This is a genomic window from Haloarcula montana, assembly GCF_035666295.1.
GTDB classification, from domain to species: Archaea; Halobacteriota; Halobacteria; order Halobacteriales; family Haloarculaceae; genus Haloarcula; species Haloarcula montana.
In genome coordinates this window covers 2,607,173-2,622,905 of sequence record NZ_CP142027.1, presented here as the reverse complement: position 1 = coordinate 2,622,905, position 15,733 = coordinate 2,607,173, and the positions used below count along the sequence as shown (strand labels likewise).

Annotated in this window: 21 protein-coding genes and 2 tRNA genes; 22 read left to right on the top strand and 1 reads right to left on the bottom strand. The window is 65.4% G+C overall.

Annotated elements, in window-relative coordinates; genetic code table 11:
- Positions 1-74: 74 nt before the first annotated feature.
- A complete protein-coding gene (moaA, locus tag VJ109_RS13930) occupies positions 75-1,091 on the top strand; it encodes a GTP 3',8-cyclase MoaA (RefSeq protein ID WP_324760355.1) in 1,017 nt (338 codons plus the stop codon).
- Between the two features lies 1 nt (position 1,092).
- Here the strand turns inward: moaA and VJ109_RS13925 are convergent, their stop codons facing one another.
- Positions 1,093-1,389 carry a hypothetical protein gene (locus VJ109_RS13925; RefSeq protein WP_324757529.1) on the bottom strand — a complete coding sequence of 99 codons (297 nt, stop codon included), beginning with the start codon at positions 1,387-1,389 and terminating at the stop codon, positions 1,093-1,095.
- A 187-nt stretch (positions 1,390-1,576) separates the two neighbouring features.
- Between VJ109_RS13925 and VJ109_RS13920 the strand changes: the two genes are divergently transcribed.
- The 21 genes from VJ109_RS13920 (at position 1,577) to idsA3 (ending at position 15,733) form a co-directional block, all read left to right on the top strand.
- A tRNA-Ser gene (locus tag VJ109_RS13920) sits at positions 1,577-1,661 on the top strand.
- 25 nt (positions 1,662-1,686) lie between these two features.
- Positions 1,687-2,214 (top strand): 30S ribosomal protein S13, encoded by a 528-nt coding sequence (locus VJ109_RS13915; RefSeq protein ID WP_276221948.1) that lies wholly within the window; start codon positions 1,687-1,689, stop codon positions 2,212-2,214.
- Positions 2,214-2,729 (top strand): 30S ribosomal protein S4, encoded by a 516-nt coding sequence (locus VJ109_RS13910; protein WP_324757527.1) that lies wholly within the window; start codon positions 2,214-2,216, stop codon positions 2,727-2,729. Before VJ109_RS13915 ends, VJ109_RS13910 begins: the two co-directional genes overlap by 1 nt.
- On the top strand, positions 2,726-3,115 hold the full coding sequence (locus VJ109_RS13905) for a 30S ribosomal protein S11 (protein WP_276221951.1): 390 nt from the start codon (positions 2,726-2,728) through the stop codon (positions 3,113-3,115). The genes VJ109_RS13910 and VJ109_RS13905 overlap by 4 nt, the downstream gene beginning before the upstream one ends.
- Positions 3,116-3,118: 3 nt before the next feature.
- Complete coding sequence (locus VJ109_RS13900) at positions 3,119-3,898, top strand: DNA-directed RNA polymerase subunit D (protein ID WP_324757525.1); 780 nt, start codon at positions 3,119-3,121, stop codon at positions 3,896-3,898.
- A 105-nt stretch (positions 3,899-4,003) separates the two neighbouring features.
- A tRNA-Leu gene (locus VJ109_RS13895) sits at positions 4,004-4,088 on the top strand.
- A 24-nt stretch (positions 4,089-4,112) separates the two neighbouring features.
- Positions 4,113-4,460, top strand: coding sequence for a 50S ribosomal protein L18e (locus VJ109_RS13890; RefSeq protein ID WP_276221954.1), 348 nt, complete (start codon positions 4,113-4,115; stop codon positions 4,458-4,460).
- On the top strand, positions 4,457-4,894 hold the full coding sequence (locus VJ109_RS13885; protein WP_324757524.1) for a 50S ribosomal protein L13: 438 nt from the start codon (positions 4,457-4,459) through the stop codon (positions 4,892-4,894). The genes VJ109_RS13890 and VJ109_RS13885 overlap by 4 nt, the downstream gene beginning before the upstream one ends.
- Entirely contained in the window at positions 4,888-5,286 is a 399-nt protein-coding gene (locus VJ109_RS13880) for a 30S ribosomal protein S9 (RefSeq protein WP_276221958.1), read from the top strand. The genes VJ109_RS13885 and VJ109_RS13880 overlap by 7 nt, the downstream gene beginning before the upstream one ends.
- 12 nt (positions 5,287-5,298) lie before the next feature.
- On the top strand, positions 5,299-5,499 hold the full coding sequence (locus VJ109_RS13875) for a DNA-directed RNA polymerase subunit N (RefSeq protein WP_166970841.1): 201 nt from the start codon (positions 5,299-5,301) through the stop codon (positions 5,497-5,499).
- Positions 5,496-5,675 carry a DNA-directed RNA polymerase subunit K gene (locus tag VJ109_RS13870; RefSeq protein ID WP_276221962.1) on the top strand — a complete coding sequence of 60 codons (180 nt, stop codon included), beginning with the start codon at positions 5,496-5,498 and terminating at the stop codon, positions 5,673-5,675. The genes VJ109_RS13875 and VJ109_RS13870 overlap by 4 nt, the downstream gene beginning before the upstream one ends.
- Positions 5,672-6,877 carry a phosphopyruvate hydratase gene (gene eno, locus VJ109_RS13865; RefSeq protein WP_324757521.1) on the top strand — a complete coding sequence of 402 codons (1,206 nt, stop codon included), beginning with the start codon at positions 5,672-5,674 and terminating at the stop codon, positions 6,875-6,877. Before VJ109_RS13870 ends, eno begins: the two co-directional genes overlap by 4 nt.
- On the top strand, positions 6,874-7,674 hold the full coding sequence (gene rpsB / locus VJ109_RS13860; RefSeq protein ID WP_324757519.1) for a 30S ribosomal protein S2: 801 nt from the start codon (positions 6,874-6,876) through the stop codon (positions 7,672-7,674). Before eno ends, rpsB begins: the two co-directional genes overlap by 4 nt.
- Positions 7,675-7,782: 108 nt before the next feature.
- On the top strand, positions 7,783-8,157 hold the full coding sequence (locus VJ109_RS13855) for a DUF5518 domain-containing protein (RefSeq protein WP_324757517.1): 375 nt from the start codon (positions 7,783-7,785) through the stop codon (positions 8,155-8,157).
- A 79-nt stretch (positions 8,158-8,236) separates the two neighbouring features.
- Positions 8,237-8,617 carry a DUF5518 domain-containing protein gene (locus tag VJ109_RS13850; RefSeq protein WP_324757514.1) on the top strand — a complete coding sequence of 127 codons (381 nt, stop codon included), beginning with the start codon at positions 8,237-8,239 and terminating at the stop codon, positions 8,615-8,617.
- A 46-nt stretch (positions 8,618-8,663) separates the two neighbouring features.
- The gene (locus VJ109_RS13845) at positions 8,664-10,019 is read left to right on the top strand and encodes a cytochrome P450 (protein ID WP_324757513.1); all 1,356 of its coding nucleotides are present in this window, start codon (positions 8,664-8,666) and stop codon (positions 10,017-10,019) included.
- Positions 10,020-10,043: 24 nt separating this feature from the next.
- Positions 10,044-11,024, top strand: coding sequence for a mevalonate kinase (gene mvk, locus VJ109_RS13840; protein WP_324757511.1), 981 nt, complete (start codon positions 10,044-10,046; stop codon positions 11,022-11,024).
- Positions 11,021-11,761, top strand: coding sequence for an isopentenyl phosphate kinase (locus VJ109_RS13835; protein ID WP_324757510.1), 741 nt, complete (start codon positions 11,021-11,023; stop codon positions 11,759-11,761). Before mvk ends, VJ109_RS13835 begins: the two co-directional genes overlap by 4 nt.
- 43 nt (positions 11,762-11,804) lie before the next feature.
- Positions 11,805-13,085, top strand: coding sequence for a hypothetical protein (locus tag VJ109_RS13830; protein ID WP_324757509.1), 1,281 nt, complete (start codon positions 11,805-11,807; stop codon positions 13,083-13,085).
- Between the two features lie 256 nt (positions 13,086-13,341).
- Entirely contained in the window at positions 13,342-14,688 is a 1,347-nt protein-coding gene (locus tag VJ109_RS13825) for a ribonuclease J (RefSeq protein ID WP_324757507.1), read from the top strand.
- Between the two features lie 4 nt (positions 14,689-14,692).
- Positions 14,693-15,733 (top strand): geranylfarnesyl diphosphate synthase, encoded by a 1,041-nt coding sequence (gene idsA3, locus VJ109_RS13820; RefSeq protein ID WP_324757505.1) that lies wholly within the window; start codon positions 14,693-14,695, stop codon positions 15,731-15,733.

Sequence of the window (15,733 nt, the reverse complement as noted above, 5' to 3'; positions counted from 1 at the left end):
GTGTCCCCCAGCGGCCAGTCCCAAATACGGCATCGGGCAGCTAGTTTATACCCATGGCTCTGCAAGGGCGTGACGTGCTGGAGGACGACCACGGTCGTGAGGTCTCGCAGGTCCGCGTGTCCCTGACCGACCGGTGTAACTTCGACTGCGTCTACTGTCACAACGAGGGGCTAGGCGATACTCGTGGTCCGATGGAGCCACAGGACGACGAGATGGATGCCGACGACGTGGTCCGTTTCCTGGAGGTCGCCCGGGAATTCGACGTCGAAGCGGTGAAGTTCACCGGCGGCGAGCCGATGCTTCGGGGCGACCTCGAAGAGATCATCCGCCGGACTCCCGACGGGATGGAGGTGTCGCTGACGACCAATGGAACCTTCCTTCCCGGGCGCGCAGGGGACCTCGTCGATGCCGGGTTGGAGCGAGTCAACGTCTCACAGGACGCCATCGAACCCGAGGCCTTCGCCGAGATCACACAGAGCGGCGCCTACGAGAAAGTTATCGAGGGCGTCGAGGCCGCCCTCGATGCGGGCTTGGACCCGGTAAAGCTGAACATGGTCGTGTTCGAACCGACGGCAGGCTACGTGCCGGAGATGGTCGATCACGTCGCACGGAACGACGGGCTCCGGCTCCAGTTGATCGAGTACATGCCGGAACTGGTCGGCCGACCCGAATGGGCCATCGACATCCAGCGAGTCCACGACTGGCTCGCCGACCAAGCCCACCGCATCGAGGTCCGAGAGATGCACGACCGCAAGCGTTACTGGGTACAGGGCGACGAGGGAGCTGGCGAGGGGATGGTCGAAATCGTCGATCCCGTCGAGAACACGACCTTCTGTGACAACTGCCATCGCGTGCGCGTGACACACGACGGGAAGCTGAAGGGTTGTCTGAACCGAACCGACGACCTGCGGTCGATGGGGGAGATGAGCCGTGAGGAGATCCGCGAGACGTTCCGCGAGACCGTCGCCAACCGGGTTCCGTACTACGGCGAATACATGGTCAAGGAGGACGGCGAGTGGGTCGTCAACGAAGAGTACATCGACCGCGGCCCGGCCGTCGACTCGGCACCAGCGCCGACAGACGACGACTGAGTCAGGGCCGCCGGAACGTGTAGCTGACGCCGTCTGCCTCGATGCGCAGTGCTCCCGCCTCGTGGTCGAATATCAGCCGTTCGGCCGGCCCGTCGAACCCGTGGAGGGGCATCCCCGTCGTCACGGTGCCGTCGGGGGCGACGGCGACGAACGTCGAGCGCCCGAACGTCGCCCGGAGCGTCCCGTCGTCGTCTCTCTCCACGTCGACCCCGGCGAACCGGCTGAGGTGATCACGGACCGTGGCGCTGTCGGTCGGGTCGACGGCGGTTCCGCCGTCGGCTCTCCGTCGTCGTTCCATACGGGACGATAGCGTCCCAGACACGTCGTTGTTGTGAACCCGCCACACGGCGGCGTATGTCCCGCTCTCACGCGGGAACTCCCTTCCGTTGCGTTTAAATACAACCCCGGAATAGACTGGGACACACTCGTGTAGGGGGACCGGCTCCCGAGTCCGCGTGCTGCGGGCGCGAGTCTCAGCAAAGCGTGTCGTGGTAGCCAAGCCTGGCCCAAGGCGCAGGGTTGCTAACTCTGTGGCGTACAGCCTCCTGGGTTCGAATCCCAGCCACGACGCTCACCCCTAACCGACTACCCACATATGAGTGCAGAAGACCCCAACGCGGACGAGGCGGATGAGGAAGAAGAGGACATCCGCTACTTCGTCCGCATCGGACAGACAGACCTCGACGGCACCAAGTCCGTCGAACGAGCACTGACAGAACTGAACGGCATCGGGACGCGTGCCGCTCGCCTCATCGCGCAGAAGGCGGAGGTCGACCGGCGAGCAGTCTTCGGCAAGCTCGACGACGACGTCATCGACAACGTCGTCGAGCACGTCGAGAGTTTCGCCGACGACGTTCCCGACTGGATGACCAACCACCAGAAGGACTACTTCACCGGTGAGACCACCCACGAGACCGGGAACGACCTGAATCTCACCCGCCGTCAGGACATCAACCGCATGAAGATGATCGACTCCTACCGTGGCATCCGCCACCAGCGTGGCCAGAAGGTCCGCGGCCAGCGGACGAAGTCCACGGGGCGTACCGAGGGTACCATCGGCGTCAACGTCGAGGCCATCAAGGAAGAACAGGCCGAGGAAGCCGCCGCGGAGGATGACGAATAATGGCGCTCGGTTCGAACACGAAGTTCTACGAGACGCCCAACCATCCCTTCCAGGGCGAGCGTATCGCTGACGAATCGAACCTCGTCAGCCGCTACGGCCTGAAGAACAAAGAGGAACTGTGGCGTGCACAGTCCGAACTCCGAGGCTACCGCCGTGAGGCCCGGAAGCTGCTGGGCAGTGCCGGCGAACACGAGACCGAAGCCGAGGAGTTCCTGGCACGGCTCAAGCGCTACGGCACACTCAACGAACAGGACACGCTTGACGACGTCCTGTCGCTTGACGTTACGGACGTGCTGGAACGCCGACTCCAGACCGTCGTCTACCGCAAGGGCTACGCGAACACGGCCGAACAGGCCCGACAGTTCATCGTCCACGGGCACATCACGCTGGAAGGTCAGCGTGTCACACGCCCGTCGATGAAGGTCGAAGCCGGCGTCGAGAGCACGCTCGGGTTCGACGAGAACAGCTCGCTGGCGGACGAACTCCACCCTGAGCGCGCGGAGGCACAAGAATGAGCGAAGAGAAAGACGGCATCACGGGCATCGCCCACGTGCACGCATCGTTCAACAACACGATCATCACCATCACCGACCAGACCGGCGCGGAGACGCTCGCGAAGAGCTCCGGCGGGACGGTCGTCAAGCAGAACCGTGACGAGGCCTCGCCCTACGCCGCGATGCAGATGGCGGAGGTCGTCGCGGAGAAGGCCATCGACCGCGGTGTCGAGGAAGTCCACGTCCGCGTCCGTGGTCCCGGTGGGAACCAGCAGACTTCCCCCGGGCCGGGCGCACAGGCGACGATCCGTGCGCTGGCACGTGCCGGCCTCGAAATCGGCCGTATCGAGGACGTCACCCCGACGCCTCACGACGGCACACGCGCGCCGAAGAACTCCGGGTTCTAACCAATGACACAGGATTACGAGGTTGAGTTCGTCGACCGCGGTGAACGGGAATCGCGCTTTCTCGTCCGTGGGATCACGCCGGCGTTCGCGAACGGCATCCGCCGTGCGATGGTCGCCGACGTGCCCACGTTCAGTATCGACACCGTCCGGGTGATCGAGAACACGAGCGTGATGTTCAACGAGCAGATCGGGCTCCGGCTCGGACTGGTTCCGTTGACCACGGATATCGACGACTTCGAACTCGGCGATGAGGTCACGCTGTCGCTGTCCGTCGATGGACCCGGGACCGCCTACTCGGGCGACCTCGTGTCCAGCGACCCCCTGGTCGAACCCGCGGACGACAACATCCCGATCATCGACTTGAAGGACGACCAGCGCCTCGAAGTCGAGGCCGATGCCGTCCTCGATACCGGGAAGGAACACGCCAAACACCAGGGCGGCGTCGCCGTCGGCTACCGACACCTCCAGCAGGTGGAAGTCGTCGGTGACAAAAGCGAGTTCGAGGACGACGAACCGAACATCCTGCGTGGCGTCATCGAGGAACAGGCGGCCGAACACGCTGCCGGCGACGCCACGAACGGAGAACTTGTCGCGACAGAGACGTTCGACAACGACCTCTCGAAGCGGTACCCCGGCAAGGAAGTCGAGGTGACCGACGTCGAGAACGCGTTCGTGTTCCACGTCGAGACCGACGGATCGCTGACCGCAGACGACCTCGTCGTCAGCGGTGTGGAGACGATCCGGAACCGCGCGACAGAACTGAAAGACGCAGTCCAACTGTAACGAAGACAATGCCCCGAAACACACCCACGGCGCCGATGACCGCACGCCCCCGAAGCGCGAGGACCGAAAGGGGTTTTACGGGGCACGTAAAACGAACTGATGCGAGCAGGGATAGCCAAGTCAGGCCAACGGCGCAGCGTTCAGGGCGCTGTCCCGTAGGGGTCCGCAGGTTCAAATCCTGCTCCCTGCACTTTTCCTACAACGGAGGAATCATATGAGCAAGACGAACCCGAGACTCAGTAGTCTCATCGCCGATCTGAAGTCCGCCGCCCGTTCGGGCGGTGCTGTCTGGGGCGACGTCGCCGAGCGCTTACAGAAGCCACGGCGCACACACGCGGAAGTTAACCTGGGCCGCATCGAGCGGTACGCCCGGGAAGACGAAACCGTGGTCGTGCCGGGCAAGGTGCTCGGTTCCGGTGTCCTGCAGAAGGACGTCACCGTCGCCGCCGTCGACTTCTCCGGAACCGCCGAGAAGAAGATCGACCAGGTCGGAGAGGCTGTATCACTCGAACAGGCAATCGAAAACAATCCCAACGGCTCGCAGGTCCGGGTGATCCGATGAGCGTCGCAGAGTTCGATGCCGACGTGATCGTCGACGCCCGCGACTGTATCATGGGCCGTGTCGCCTCGCAGGTCGCCGAGAAGGCCCTGGACGGCGAGACCGTCGCTGTGGTCAACGCCGAACAGGCCGTCATCACCGGCCGCGAGAACCAGATCGTCGAGAAGTACAAGAAACGCGTCGACATCGGGAACGACAACGGGTACTTCTACCCGAAGCGACCGGACGGCATCCTCAAGCGGTCGATCCGCGGGATGCTCCCCCACAAGCGAAAGCGTGGCCAGGAGGCCTTCGAAAACGTCCGTGTCTACGTCGGGAACCCGTACGACGACGACGGCGACGTGCTCGACGGCACGTCGCTGGACCGACTGTCGAACATCAAGTTCGTCTCGCTGGCAGACGTCAGTGAGCAACTTGGAGGGAACAAGACATGGTAACGAACACGTCCGGAAAGAAGAAGACCGCCGTCGCCCGCGCGACGATCCGTGAGGGCGAGGGACGCGTGCGTATCGACTCCCAGCCGGTGGAACTGGTCGAACCGGAACTGGCACAGCTGAAGATGCTGGAGCCGTTCCGCATCGCGGAGGAGAACATCCGCGACGACATCGACGTCGAAGTATCCGTCGAAGGTGGCGGTGTCATGGGGCAGGCAGACGCCGCCCGAACCGCCATCGCTCGCGGCCTCGTCGACTTCACCAACGACGCCGAACTCCGTGACGCGTTCATGGAGTTCGATCGATCGCTGCTGGTCAACGACGTGCGCCAGTCCGAACCGAAAAAGTGGGGCGGCCCCGGCGCACGGGCCCGCTACCAGAAATCCTACCGCTGAGGTGATCAAAGTATGATGGTACCGGTCCGGTGTTTCACCTGCGGTAACGTCGTCGGCGAGCACTGGGAGGAGTTCAAGGCCCGCACCCGCGAAGCCGAGGAGCCCGAGGACCCCGAGATGGTCCTCGACGAACTCGGCGTCGAGCGGCACTGCTGTCGCCGGATGCTCGTCTCGCACAAGGACCTCGTCGACATCGTCGCACCCTACCAATGAACGCACAGGAAAGCCGCTACGAGAAGGCCCGCAAACTGGGCGCACGAGCGCTGCAGTTGGCCCACGGTGCCCCCGTGCTCATCGAGACGGAGCAGACCCAGCCGATCCTCATCGCTGCCGAGGAGTACGACGCCGGGGTGCTTCCGTTCACAGTCAGGCGAGGTGACCACAAATGACGCTCATCACAGACGTACGACTCCGCCGCGTCCTCGACTCGCGTGGGAACGCGACCGTCGAGGCCGATGTCCTCACGGAGAGTGGGGGATTCGGCCGCGGCAAAGCACCGAGCGGTGCAAGCACCGGCGAGTACGAGGCGATCGAACTCCCGGCCCAGGAGGCCATCGCGAACGCTCGCGAGGAGGCACTCCCCCGCCTCATCGGCGAGGTCCACGCCGGCAACCAGCGTGACGTCGACGCGGCGCTGCACGCTGCCGACGGCACGGACGACTTCTCCGGGATCGGTGCGAACTCGGCGGTCGCCATCTCGATGGCGGCCGCGAAAGCCGGTGCCGACGTGCTGGGCGCACCGCTGTTCCAGCACCTCGGTGGTACCTTCCGCGGCAACGAGTACCCGACGCCGCTGGGTAACATCATCGGCGGCGGCGAACACGCCGCCGACGCCACCAACATCCAGGAGTTCCTCGCGGCCCCCGTCGGCGCACCCAGCGTCGAGGAGGCCGTCTTCGCCAACGCCGCGGTCCACCAGGAGGTCCACGACATCCTGGCCGACCGCGACCTGCCCGCGGGCAAGGGCGACGAGGGTGCGTGGGCACCCTCCATCTCGGACGACGAGGCGTTCGAGATCATGGACGAAGCCGTCGAGACCATCGCGGACGACTTCGGCTTCGCGATCACCTTCGGCCTGGACATCGCCGGTGCCGAGCTGTACGACGACGAAGCGGACGGCTACGTCTACGACGACGGCGTCAAATCCACCGAAGAGCAGATCGACTACATCGCCGGCAAAGTCGAGGAGTACGACCTCGTCTACGTCGAGGACCCCCTCGACGAGAACGACTACGAGGCCTTCGCCGACCTGACCGACCAGGTCGGAGACCAGACGCTGGTCTGTGGTGACGACCTGTTCGTCACGAACGTCGAGCGGTTGCAGGCGGGCATCAAGGCCGGTGCCGCAAACAGCATCCTCATCAAGCCGAACCAGATCGGGACGCTGACCGACGCCGTCGACGCCATCGAACTCGGCGTCGAGAACGGCTACGAGTCGGTCGTCTCCCACCGCAGCGGCGAAACCGAGGACACCACCATCGCACACCTCGCCGTCGCGACCGCCGCACCGTTCATCAAGACGGGCGCGGTCGGCGGCGAGCGAACAGCCAAGCTGAACGAACTGATCCGTATCGAGGACAACGCAGTATGAGCGGCAACGAAAAAGAGGGTCTCGACGCGTCAGAGTCCGACTTCGACCCGTCAGAGGACGAGGAGGAAGTCGACGCCGACGCCAATACCGAGGCCGAGACGGAAGCCGAACAGCCCGCTGACGCCGCCGACGAGGCGGCCGAGGCCGAAGCAACACCCGAAGAAGCCGACGACGAGCCCCAGCTCGACGAGGACGTCATGCCCGACGAGCAGGCCGAAGCGGACCTGCTGATCCCCGTCGACGACTACCTCGGGGCCGGTGTTCACATCGGGACCCAGCAAAAGACCAAGGACATGGACCGGTTCATCCACCGCGTCCGGACCGACGGGCTCTACGTGCTGGACGTCTCGATGACCGACCAGCGTATCCGCACCGCCGCGGACTTCCTGGCCAACTACGAGCCCGAGCAGATCCTCGTGGCTTCCTCGCGCCAGTACGGCCGGTTCCCGGCCGAGAAGTTCGCCGAGGCCGTCGGGGCACGCGCCCGGACGGGCCGGTTCATCCCCGGCACGCTGACCAACCCCGACTACGACGGCTACATCGAGCCCGACGTCGTGGTCGTCACCGACCCGATCGGTGACGCCCAGGCCGTCAAGGAGGCCATCACGGTCGGTATCCCGGTCATCGCGATGTGTGACTCCAACAACACCACGTCCAACGTGGACCTCGTGGTCCCGACCAACAACAAGGGTCGTAAGGCCCTATCGGTCGTCTACTGGCTGCTCGCCAACGAGACGCTCGACCGCCGCGGTGCCGAGCCCGCCTACGGGCTCGACGACTTCGAATCCGGTATCTGAGGCTCGTTTTCGCGCAGTCTTCTGTTTCCCGCTGTGGCCGCAAGCGGCGGGTCTGTGGTCCCGGAGACAACACAAGGATTACCAGCGGGCCGAGAGAACGGGCGGGCGATGGGAGAACAAGACACCCTCCTCAACGCGGTGATCGGTGCAGTCGCGACGGCCGTCCTGAGTTCGTTCGTCCCCTTCGCCCCGCTGTTCGGCGGCGCAATCGCGGGCTATCTGGAAGGCGGCGACCGGAACGACGGGCTCAGAGTCGGGACGATCTCCGGTGTGATCGGACTCGTCGTCGTGATGGTCTTTTTCGGGCTGTTCTTCGTTATGTTCGGACTGTTCACGCTCGAAGCACCCCTTGCGTTCGGGGCACTCGGTATCGTGGTCTTCCTGGTCGCGATCGTCGGTGGGTTGCTCTACATCGTCGGCCTGAGTGCCGCGGGCGGGTGGCTCGGCAACTATGTCAAATACGATACTGACATCGGGAACTGATCGGTGCAAGCTCGTGAGACAGTCACCGACGATGTGCTCGGAAGCTACATGATCTCCCCCGCCGAACCGGACGAGCGAGATGCGTGAGACACTAGCCGATGCCGGGACGGGTGCGCTCGTGACGATCGTGCTCTCCTTTCTCCCGTTCTCGTCGATCGCCGGCGGCGCCGTCGCGGCTCATCGGGACGGCGGTGGATACACTCGCGGGCTCTGGGTCGGAACGCTCGCCGGTGTCGCGGCGATGCTCCCACTGCTCGTGTTGTTCGTGCCCGCGCTGTACATCGCCGGCCTGCTGGGGTTCGGGATTCCGCCGTCGGCACCCGCCTACGATCTCTTTCTCGGACTCGTGTTCGGGTTCTTCCTGGCGTATACCGTCGGGATCAGCGCGGTCGGTGGCGTCTGTGGGGTCTGGGTGCGACGGAACACGGACTGGAACCTCGATCCGGGTCGGTGGCGCTAACGATGTTGGCACACGATTCAAACGTGTCCAGTCCTAACTCCGGCTAATGTCAGGGACGCCGCCGGGACCGAAGGGCGAACCGCTGTTCGGGAGCAGCCGCACGTACGCACGGAACCCGTTCCGGTTCATCACCGCGTTAGAACGGGCCTACGGCGACGTCGCCCGCTTCGACATGGGGCCGATGGACACGTTCATGATCTGTGACCCCGCTGCCCTCGAACGGGTTCTGGTCTCGGAGGCCGACGACTTCCGCAAGCCGGACTTCCAGGGCGACGCGCTCGGGGACCTCCTGGGCGACGGGCTGTTGTTGAGCGAGGGCGAGACCTGGGAACAGCAACGGCAACTCGCGAACCCCGCGTTCTCGATGAGCCGGCTGTCCGGGATGGCCGACCGGATCACCGGCCACGCGGAGGATCGCATCGCCGGCTGGACAGATGGCGACGTGGTCGACGCCGAGCAGGCGATGACGCGGGTGACCCTCGACGTCATCCTCGATCTGATGATGGGCGTCGAACTGGAGGAAGGGACGGTCCGGACGATCGAGGAACAACTGATGCCGCTGGGCGAGCGGTTCGAGCCCGACCCGATCAGGTTCGCGGCCCCCCAGTGGATGCCGATGCCGGACGACGCGAAGTTCGACCGGGCGGTCGAGACTCTCGACGGCGTCCTCGACGATATCATCGAGACGCGCGAGGGGACGGTCGGCAGCGACGAGGACGGACCGATGGACTTCCTGTCGGTGCTGTTGCGAGCCCGTGACGACGGTCAGCAGTCGCCGGAACAGCTCCGGGACGAGATGATGACGATGCTGCTTGCCGGCCACGACACGACGGCGTTGACGCTGACCTACACCTGGTTCCTCCTCTCGGAACACCCCGAAGCGGAGCGACGCGTCCACGAGGAACTGGACGAGGTCGTCGGCGACGATCGGCCCGGGATGGAACACGTCCGTGAACTGGAGTACCTCGAATGGGTGATCCAGGAGGCGATGCGGCTGTATCCGCCGGTCTATACGATTTTCCGGGAGCCCACCGTCGACGTGGAACTGGCGGGGTACTCGGTGCCGGCCGGGACCACGCTGATGCTCCCCCAGTGGGGTGTCCACCGCTCCGGGCGGTTCTACGACGACCCGGAGACGTTCGATCCCGAGCGCTGGCGGCCCGAGCGCGCCAAGGAGCGGCCGCGGTTCGCCTACTTCCCCTTCGGCGGCGGGCCGCGCCACTGCATCGGCAAGCACCTAGCGATGCTCGAAGCCCAGCTCATCACGGCGACGACCGCACGCGAGTATCGCCTGGAGTTCCTCGGAGAGACGCCGCTGGAGCTGTTGCCCTCGCTGACCGCCCACCCACGCCAGGAGATGTCGATGCGGGTCCACGGGCGGGACCGCTCCGAAAACGCCTAACCCCCTCGGTGACCACGGGCGGGTATGGTCACGTCGAGCGCTCCCGGGAAGGTGTACCTGTTCGGGGAGCACGCAGTCGTCTACGGCGAGCCGGCGGTCCCGTGTGCCATCGAGAAGCGGGCACGCGTCACCGCCAGAGAGATCGACGAGGGGTTGCGGGTCCACGTCGACGACCTCACGCTCGACGGCTACACCGTCGAGTACAGTGACGGCGACGGACACCCCGATCTGGAAGTCGACGAATCACTCGTTCGGGCGGGCGTCGGCTACATCAACGAAGCCGTCTCACAGGCCCGTGAAGTCGCCGACAGGCCCGACGCCGGCTTCGAGATCGTCGTCGAGAGCGACATCCCGCTGGGTGCTGGGTTGGGCTCGTCGGCGGCGGTCGTCGTCGCGGCGATCGACGCCGCCACACGTGAGTTGGGAGTCGAGTTGACACCTGAAGAGATCGCGGACCGCGCCTACCAAGTCGAGTACGAGGTCCAGGACGGGCAGGCCTCGCGAGCGGACACGTTCTGCTCGGCGATGGGCGGGGCGGTCCGGGTCGAGGGCGACGATTGCCGGCGGATCGAGGGCGTCGGGACGCTCCCCTTCGTCATCGGCTACGACGGCGGGGCCGGGGACACCGGCGAACTCGTCGCGGGCGTCCGGCAACTCCGGGAGGAGTACGAGTTCGCCGCAGATACCGTCGGTGCGATCGGGGATATCGTCCGGGAAGGCGAGTCCGTGCTGGGAACGGACGACTACGAGGCGCTGGGGGAGTTGCTGAACTTCAACCACGGATTGCTCGCGGCGCTCGGCGTCTCCTCGCGGTCGCTGGACGCGATGGTCTGGGCGGCACGCGAGGGCGGTGCCGCGGGCGCGAAACTGACCGGGGCCGGTGGCGGTGGCTGTATCGTCGCCCTGGACGAGACCGACGGCGCGCTCACCGCGTTGCGCTACACGCCGGGCTGTGAGGACGCGTTCCGTGCGGAGCTAGACACTGACGGGGTTCGCCGAGAATGACGACCGTCCTGAAACTTGGTGGGAGCGTCGTCACGGTGAAAGACGAACCGGAGACGGTCGACGACGAGCGACTGGCCGCCGCGGCCGATGCGGTCGTGACAGCCGAGGACGATCTGGTCGTGATCCACGGTGGCGGGAGTTTCGGCCACCACCACGCGGCCGAACACGGTGTCAGCACGACCGACGGGACCCACGACGCTGGGGCGGTTCAGGCCATCCACGGCGCGATGGCCAGGCTCAACGCCCGCATCGTGGCCGAGTTGACCGAACGGGGCGTCCCCGCGGTCCCGATCCATCCGTTCTCCGCCGGAGCACGTACCGGGGACGGCACGCTGAAGTTCCCGCCCGAGCAGGTCCGGACGGCGCTCGACGAGGGGTTCGTCCCCGTCCTCCACGGTGACCTCGTGGTCCACGCCGGCGAGGGCGCGACTGTCCTCTCCGGTGACGAACTCGTCGTCGAACTCGCGTCCGCACTGGGCGCCGATCGGATCGGAGTCTGTTCGACCGTTCCGGGCGTCCTCGACGGCGACGGCGAGGTGATCGGGCGGATCGACGACATTCAGGACGTGGCCGACGCGCTCGGTGCCAGCGATGCGACGGACGTTTCCGGTGGGATGGCCGGCAAAGTCCGGACGCTACTGGCTCTATCGGCACCTGCCCAGGTCTTCGGTCCGGACGCACTGGCAGAGTTCCTCGGGGGCGGAACCCCCGGGACGACGGTCGGGGACGGCGGGTAAAACCGTCGTAACCTATTTGCCGGCTGTTGTCGATGGTCGAACTATGTCTGCTGTTGGATTACCCGACGTCTACCGATACGGGACGAAGTTCCTCGGGTATCTGCTCGTGGTCGCCCTGATCGGCGGCGGTCTCATCGCCGTCGGTAACGTCCTCGTCGAGTACGGTTCCTTCGAAGCGACCGGCGACGCCGGTGCCCGCGCGATACTGGGTATCGTCGTGACCGTCGTCGGCCTCCTCCTGAGTCTCTCCGGCGTGTTCGGCCTGCTACACAAGCTCATCGCCGACGCGGCGATGGTCGGCACGATCGCCGCCACCGGGGAACCGGACGACAGTGGATCGGGTCACGACGCGTCGGAGGAAGCGCCGCTCGCCCAGCCCGAGCAGGCCACCCCTGGTGGTGCCGCAGCCAGCCGGGAACAGTCGTCGGTGGAACCGAGAACCGCGACAGACACCTCCGCACCGAGATCACAGACGACGGACCAAACAGCCCAGTCCGGGACGGCTGCCAGAGAGCCGTCCGAGTCGTCGGCCGCCGGGCTCTCAGCGGGCGATAGTGAGCCCAAGACGAGTGCGGAGTCTCCAGAAGAGGACGAGACCACAGCTTCCCGGGCCGACCCCCTTGCCGGCGGTGACAGCAGTCCCGACGCGTCCCCGGCGAGCGACCCGGACTCCACGGAGACAGGTGTCGATACCGATACGACGGCTGATGCTGGCAGCGACCCGGCAACCGAGAGCCCGGACAGTGACGACGGGGAACGGGAGTCACCGGAGTCGACAACGGAGACCGATCCGTCCGCACCGCCCGAAGAATGGTCGCCACCGGACCCGACAGCGTTCGACGACGGCGAAGCGACCCCGCGAGAGGGGCCACAGCAAGAGTCGAAACCAGAGGGCGATTCACCGGCTGCCGACGATGCGAACGACGATCCGTTCGATACCGCTGAGCGTGACACCGCAACCGACCAGTCGGCCGACGACCGCTTCGAGGCACCGCCGAGCGGCGAACCGACGGCGACTGACGACGGGTCCGAGATGTTCGAGACGGACGCCGACGACAGGACCGAGACAGGAACACCCGACCCGAATCCGCCGGGTGAAACCGGGACGGATACCCTCGAACCGGAACCGATCGATGACACGGAGTCGTTCGACGCCGGGGAGACAGAGCCGTTCGTCTCCGACCCCGACGGTTCGACGAACGACGAGCCCGAACAGGCCGACGACGGGGGTGACGACGAGGAACCCGACGACATCGGTGGCTTCACCGTCGGCGGAGACGACGACCCGTTGTCGGACCAACTCGACGACGAGCAGTCGAAATGAACCCACACCGTTTTAAGACGGCGAGTTGTACGTCCGAGTAACCGAGCGTACGGCCGCCCGCAGGGCGCGGATCGGCGGCCGGCAGACGGCGGGTGTATGTCGTCCGGACGAGAGTCCACCCTTCCGGCTCAGGGGCTACGGGTTTCCCGACTGGCCTCGGAGTCGCCACGGAATCGAGACGCCGTTTCACAGCCGTTACCGTCGTCGCCACTGCCGACCGCGTGCACGCGGACGGCTTCCACTCGGAGCTACAACCATGGAAGTCGAAATCGCAACAATCGGCGGATACGAAGAGGTCGGCCGTCAGATGACGGCAGTCCGTGCAGGTGACGACGTCGTCATCTTCGACATGGGCCTGAACCTCTCGAAGGTACTGATTCACGACAACGTCGAGACCGAGCGGATGCACTCGCTCGATCTCATCGACATGGGCGCGATCCCGGACGACCGGGTCATGTCCGATCTGGAGGGCGACGTGAAGGCGATCGTCCCGACACACGGTCACCTGGACCACATCGGCGCAATCTCGAAGCTCGCCCACCGCTACGACGCGCCCGTCGTGGCGACGCCGTTTACGATCGAACTCGTCAAACAGCAGATCAAGGGTGAGGAGAAGTTCGGCGTCCAGAACGACCTGGTCAAGATGGAGGCCGGCGAGACGATGGACATCGGCGAGCGGAACGAACTCGAGTTCGTCAACGTCACCCACTCGATCATCGACGCGATCAACCCGGTCCTCCACACGCCGGAGGGAGCGGTCGTCTACGGGCTGGACAAGCGGATGGACCACACGCCGGTCATCGGCGATCCGATCGACATGAAGCGGTTCCGCGAGATCGGCCGGGAAGGCGAGGGCGTCCTGGCCTACATCGAGGACTGTACGAACGCCGGCAAGAAGGGACGGACCCCCTCCGAGTCGGTCGCCCGTCGCCACCTCAAAGACGTCATGGACAGCATCGAGGACTACGACGGCGGGATCGTCGCAACCACGTTCTCCAGCCACATCGCCCGCGTCAGTTCGCTGGTCGAGTTCGCGGACGACATCGGCCGCCAGCCGGTGTTGCTGGGTCGCTCGATGGAGAAGTACTCCGGGACCGCAGAGCGCCTGGACTTCGTGGACTTCCCGGAGGACCTGGGGATGTACGGTCACCGCAAATCCGTCGACCGGACGTTCAAGCGGATCATGAACGAGGGCAAGGAGAACTTCCTGCCGATCGTCACCGGCCACCAGGGCGAGCCCCGCGCGATGCTCACCCGGATGGGACGGGGCGAGACGCCCTACGAACTGGACGACGGCGACAAGGTCCTGTTCTCGGCCCGGGTCATCCCGGAGCCGACCAACGAGGGCCAGCGCTACCAGTCCGAGAAACTGCTGGGCATGCAGGGTGCCCGCATCTACGACGACATCCACGTCTCGGGCCACCTTCGACAGGAGGGCCACTACGAGATGCTCGACGCGCTCCAGCCCCGGAACGTCATCCCCGCCCACCAGGACCTCAAAGGGTTCGCGCCGTACGTCGATCTGGCGGAGGACATGGGGTACCAGATGGGCCGGGATCTCCACGTGACCCGCAACGGCAACATGATCAAGCTCACCGAGTGAGAGTATGTCCGAACGCCATCAGCAAGTCGAAGACGCCATCGTCGCCCGGCGAGAGCGGGTCAACAGCGCGCTCCCGGAGGACCTGCCGGTCAAACGGCCGGACCACCTCTACGAGGCGTCGCGATACCTGCTAGACGCTGGTGGCAAGCGGCTTCGGCCGACGGTACTGTTGCTCGTCGCCGAATCGTTGCTCGATATCGAGCCGTCGGCTGTGGACTACCGGGCGTTCCCGACGCTGGACGGTGGCAAAGCCGACGTGCTCTCGGCGGCACTCGCCATCGAAGTCATCCAGACGTTCACGCTGATCCACGACGATATCATGGACGACGATCCACTGCGTCGTGGTGTCCCAGCCGTCCACGAGGAGTACGATCTCTCGACGGCGATCCTTGCCGGTGATACGCTGTACTCGAAAGCCTTCGAGTTCCTGCTCTCGACCGGTGCTGCCCCCGAGCGGTCGGTCGACGCTACCACACGGCTCGCGACCACCTGTACCCGAATCTGTGAGGGACAGTCACTGGACATCGAGTTCGAACAGCGTGAGTCGGTCACTCCTGACGAGTACCTGGAGATGGTCGAACTCAAGACTGCCGTGCTCTACGGCGCGGCGGCGGCCATCCCGGCGACGCTTTTGGGGGCCGACGACAGGACGGTCGAGGCGCTGTACAACTACGGACTCGACGTGGGGCGAGCCTTCCAGATTCAGGACGACCTGTTGGATCTGACGACGCCCTCGGAGAAACTGGGCAAACAGCGCGGGTCGGATCTCGTCGAGAACAAGCAGACGCTGGTGACGCTGCACGCTCGCCAGCAGGGTGTCGATCTGGAGTCACTCGTCACGACGGAATCCGTCGATGCGGTCTCGGAGGCCGAGATCGACGCGGCCGTCGACCGCCTCCACGAGGTCGGCTCTATCGAGTACGCCCGCGAGACGGCCCACGACCTCATCGCCAGCGGGAAAGAGAACCTCGAAGTCCTCCCGGACAACGAGGCGCGCTTCCTGCTGGAAGGGATCGCGGACTATCTCGTCGAACGCGAGTACTGA

Excerpts from the sequence above, each read along its gene's own strand:
- VJ109_RS13905 (WP_276221951.1), top strand. The coding sequence starts at position 2,726 with ATGAGCGAAGAGAAAGACGGCATCACGGGCATCGCCCACGTGCACGCA.
- eno (WP_324757521.1), top strand. The coding sequence starts at position 5,672 with ATGACGCTCATCACAGACGTACGACTCCGCCGCGTCCTCGACTCGCGT.
- VJ109_RS13845 (WP_324757513.1), top strand. The coding sequence starts at position 8,664 with ATGTCAGGGACGCCGCCGGGACCGAAGGGCGAACCGCTGTTCGGGAGC.
- idsA3 (WP_324757505.1), top strand. The coding sequence starts at position 14,693 with ATGTCCGAACGCCATCAGCAAGTCGAAGACGCCATCGTCGCCCGGCGA.
- VJ109_RS13835 (WP_324757510.1), top strand. The coding sequence starts at position 11,021 with ATGACGACCGTCCTGAAACTTGGTGGGAGCGTCGTCACGGTGAAAGAC.
- mvk (WP_324757511.1), top strand. The coding sequence starts at position 10,044 with ATGGTCACGTCGAGCGCTCCCGGGAAGGTGTACCTGTTCGGGGAGCAC.
- rpsB (WP_324757519.1), top strand. The coding sequence starts at position 6,874 with ATGAGCGGCAACGAAAAAGAGGGTCTCGACGCGTCAGAGTCCGACTTC.
- VJ109_RS13850 (WP_324757514.1), top strand. The coding sequence starts at position 8,237 with ATGCGTGAGACACTAGCCGATGCCGGGACGGGTGCGCTCGTGACGATC.
- VJ109_RS13910 (WP_324757527.1), top strand. The coding sequence starts at position 2,214 with ATGGCGCTCGGTTCGAACACGAAGTTCTACGAGACGCCCAACCATCCC.
- VJ109_RS13870 (WP_276221962.1), top strand. The coding sequence starts at position 5,496 with ATGAACGCACAGGAAAGCCGCTACGAGAAGGCCCGCAAACTGGGCGCA.
- VJ109_RS13830 (WP_324757509.1), top strand. The coding sequence starts at position 11,805 with ATGTCTGCTGTTGGATTACCCGACGTCTACCGATACGGGACGAAGTTC.
- VJ109_RS13900 (WP_324757525.1), top strand. The coding sequence starts at position 3,119 with ATGACACAGGATTACGAGGTTGAGTTCGTCGACCGCGGTGAACGGGAA.
- VJ109_RS13855 (WP_324757517.1), top strand. The coding sequence starts at position 7,783 with ATGGGAGAACAAGACACCCTCCTCAACGCGGTGATCGGTGCAGTCGCG.
- VJ109_RS13925 (WP_324757529.1), bottom strand. The coding sequence starts at position 1,389 with ATGGAACGACGACGGAGAGCCGACGGCGGAACCGCCGTCGACCCGACC.
- VJ109_RS13825 (WP_324757507.1), top strand. The coding sequence starts at position 13,342 with ATGGAAGTCGAAATCGCAACAATCGGCGGATACGAAGAGGTCGGCCGT.
- VJ109_RS13915 (WP_276221948.1), top strand. The coding sequence starts at position 1,687 with ATGAGTGCAGAAGACCCCAACGCGGACGAGGCGGATGAGGAAGAAGAG.
- VJ109_RS13885 (WP_324757524.1), top strand. The coding sequence starts at position 4,457 with ATGAGCGTCGCAGAGTTCGATGCCGACGTGATCGTCGACGCCCGCGAC.
- VJ109_RS13875 (WP_166970841.1), top strand. The coding sequence starts at position 5,299 with ATGATGGTACCGGTCCGGTGTTTCACCTGCGGTAACGTCGTCGGCGAG.
- VJ109_RS13890 (WP_276221954.1), top strand. The coding sequence starts at position 4,113 with ATGAGCAAGACGAACCCGAGACTCAGTAGTCTCATCGCCGATCTGAAG.
- VJ109_RS13880 (WP_276221958.1), top strand. The coding sequence starts at position 4,888 with ATGGTAACGAACACGTCCGGAAAGAAGAAGACCGCCGTCGCCCGCGCG.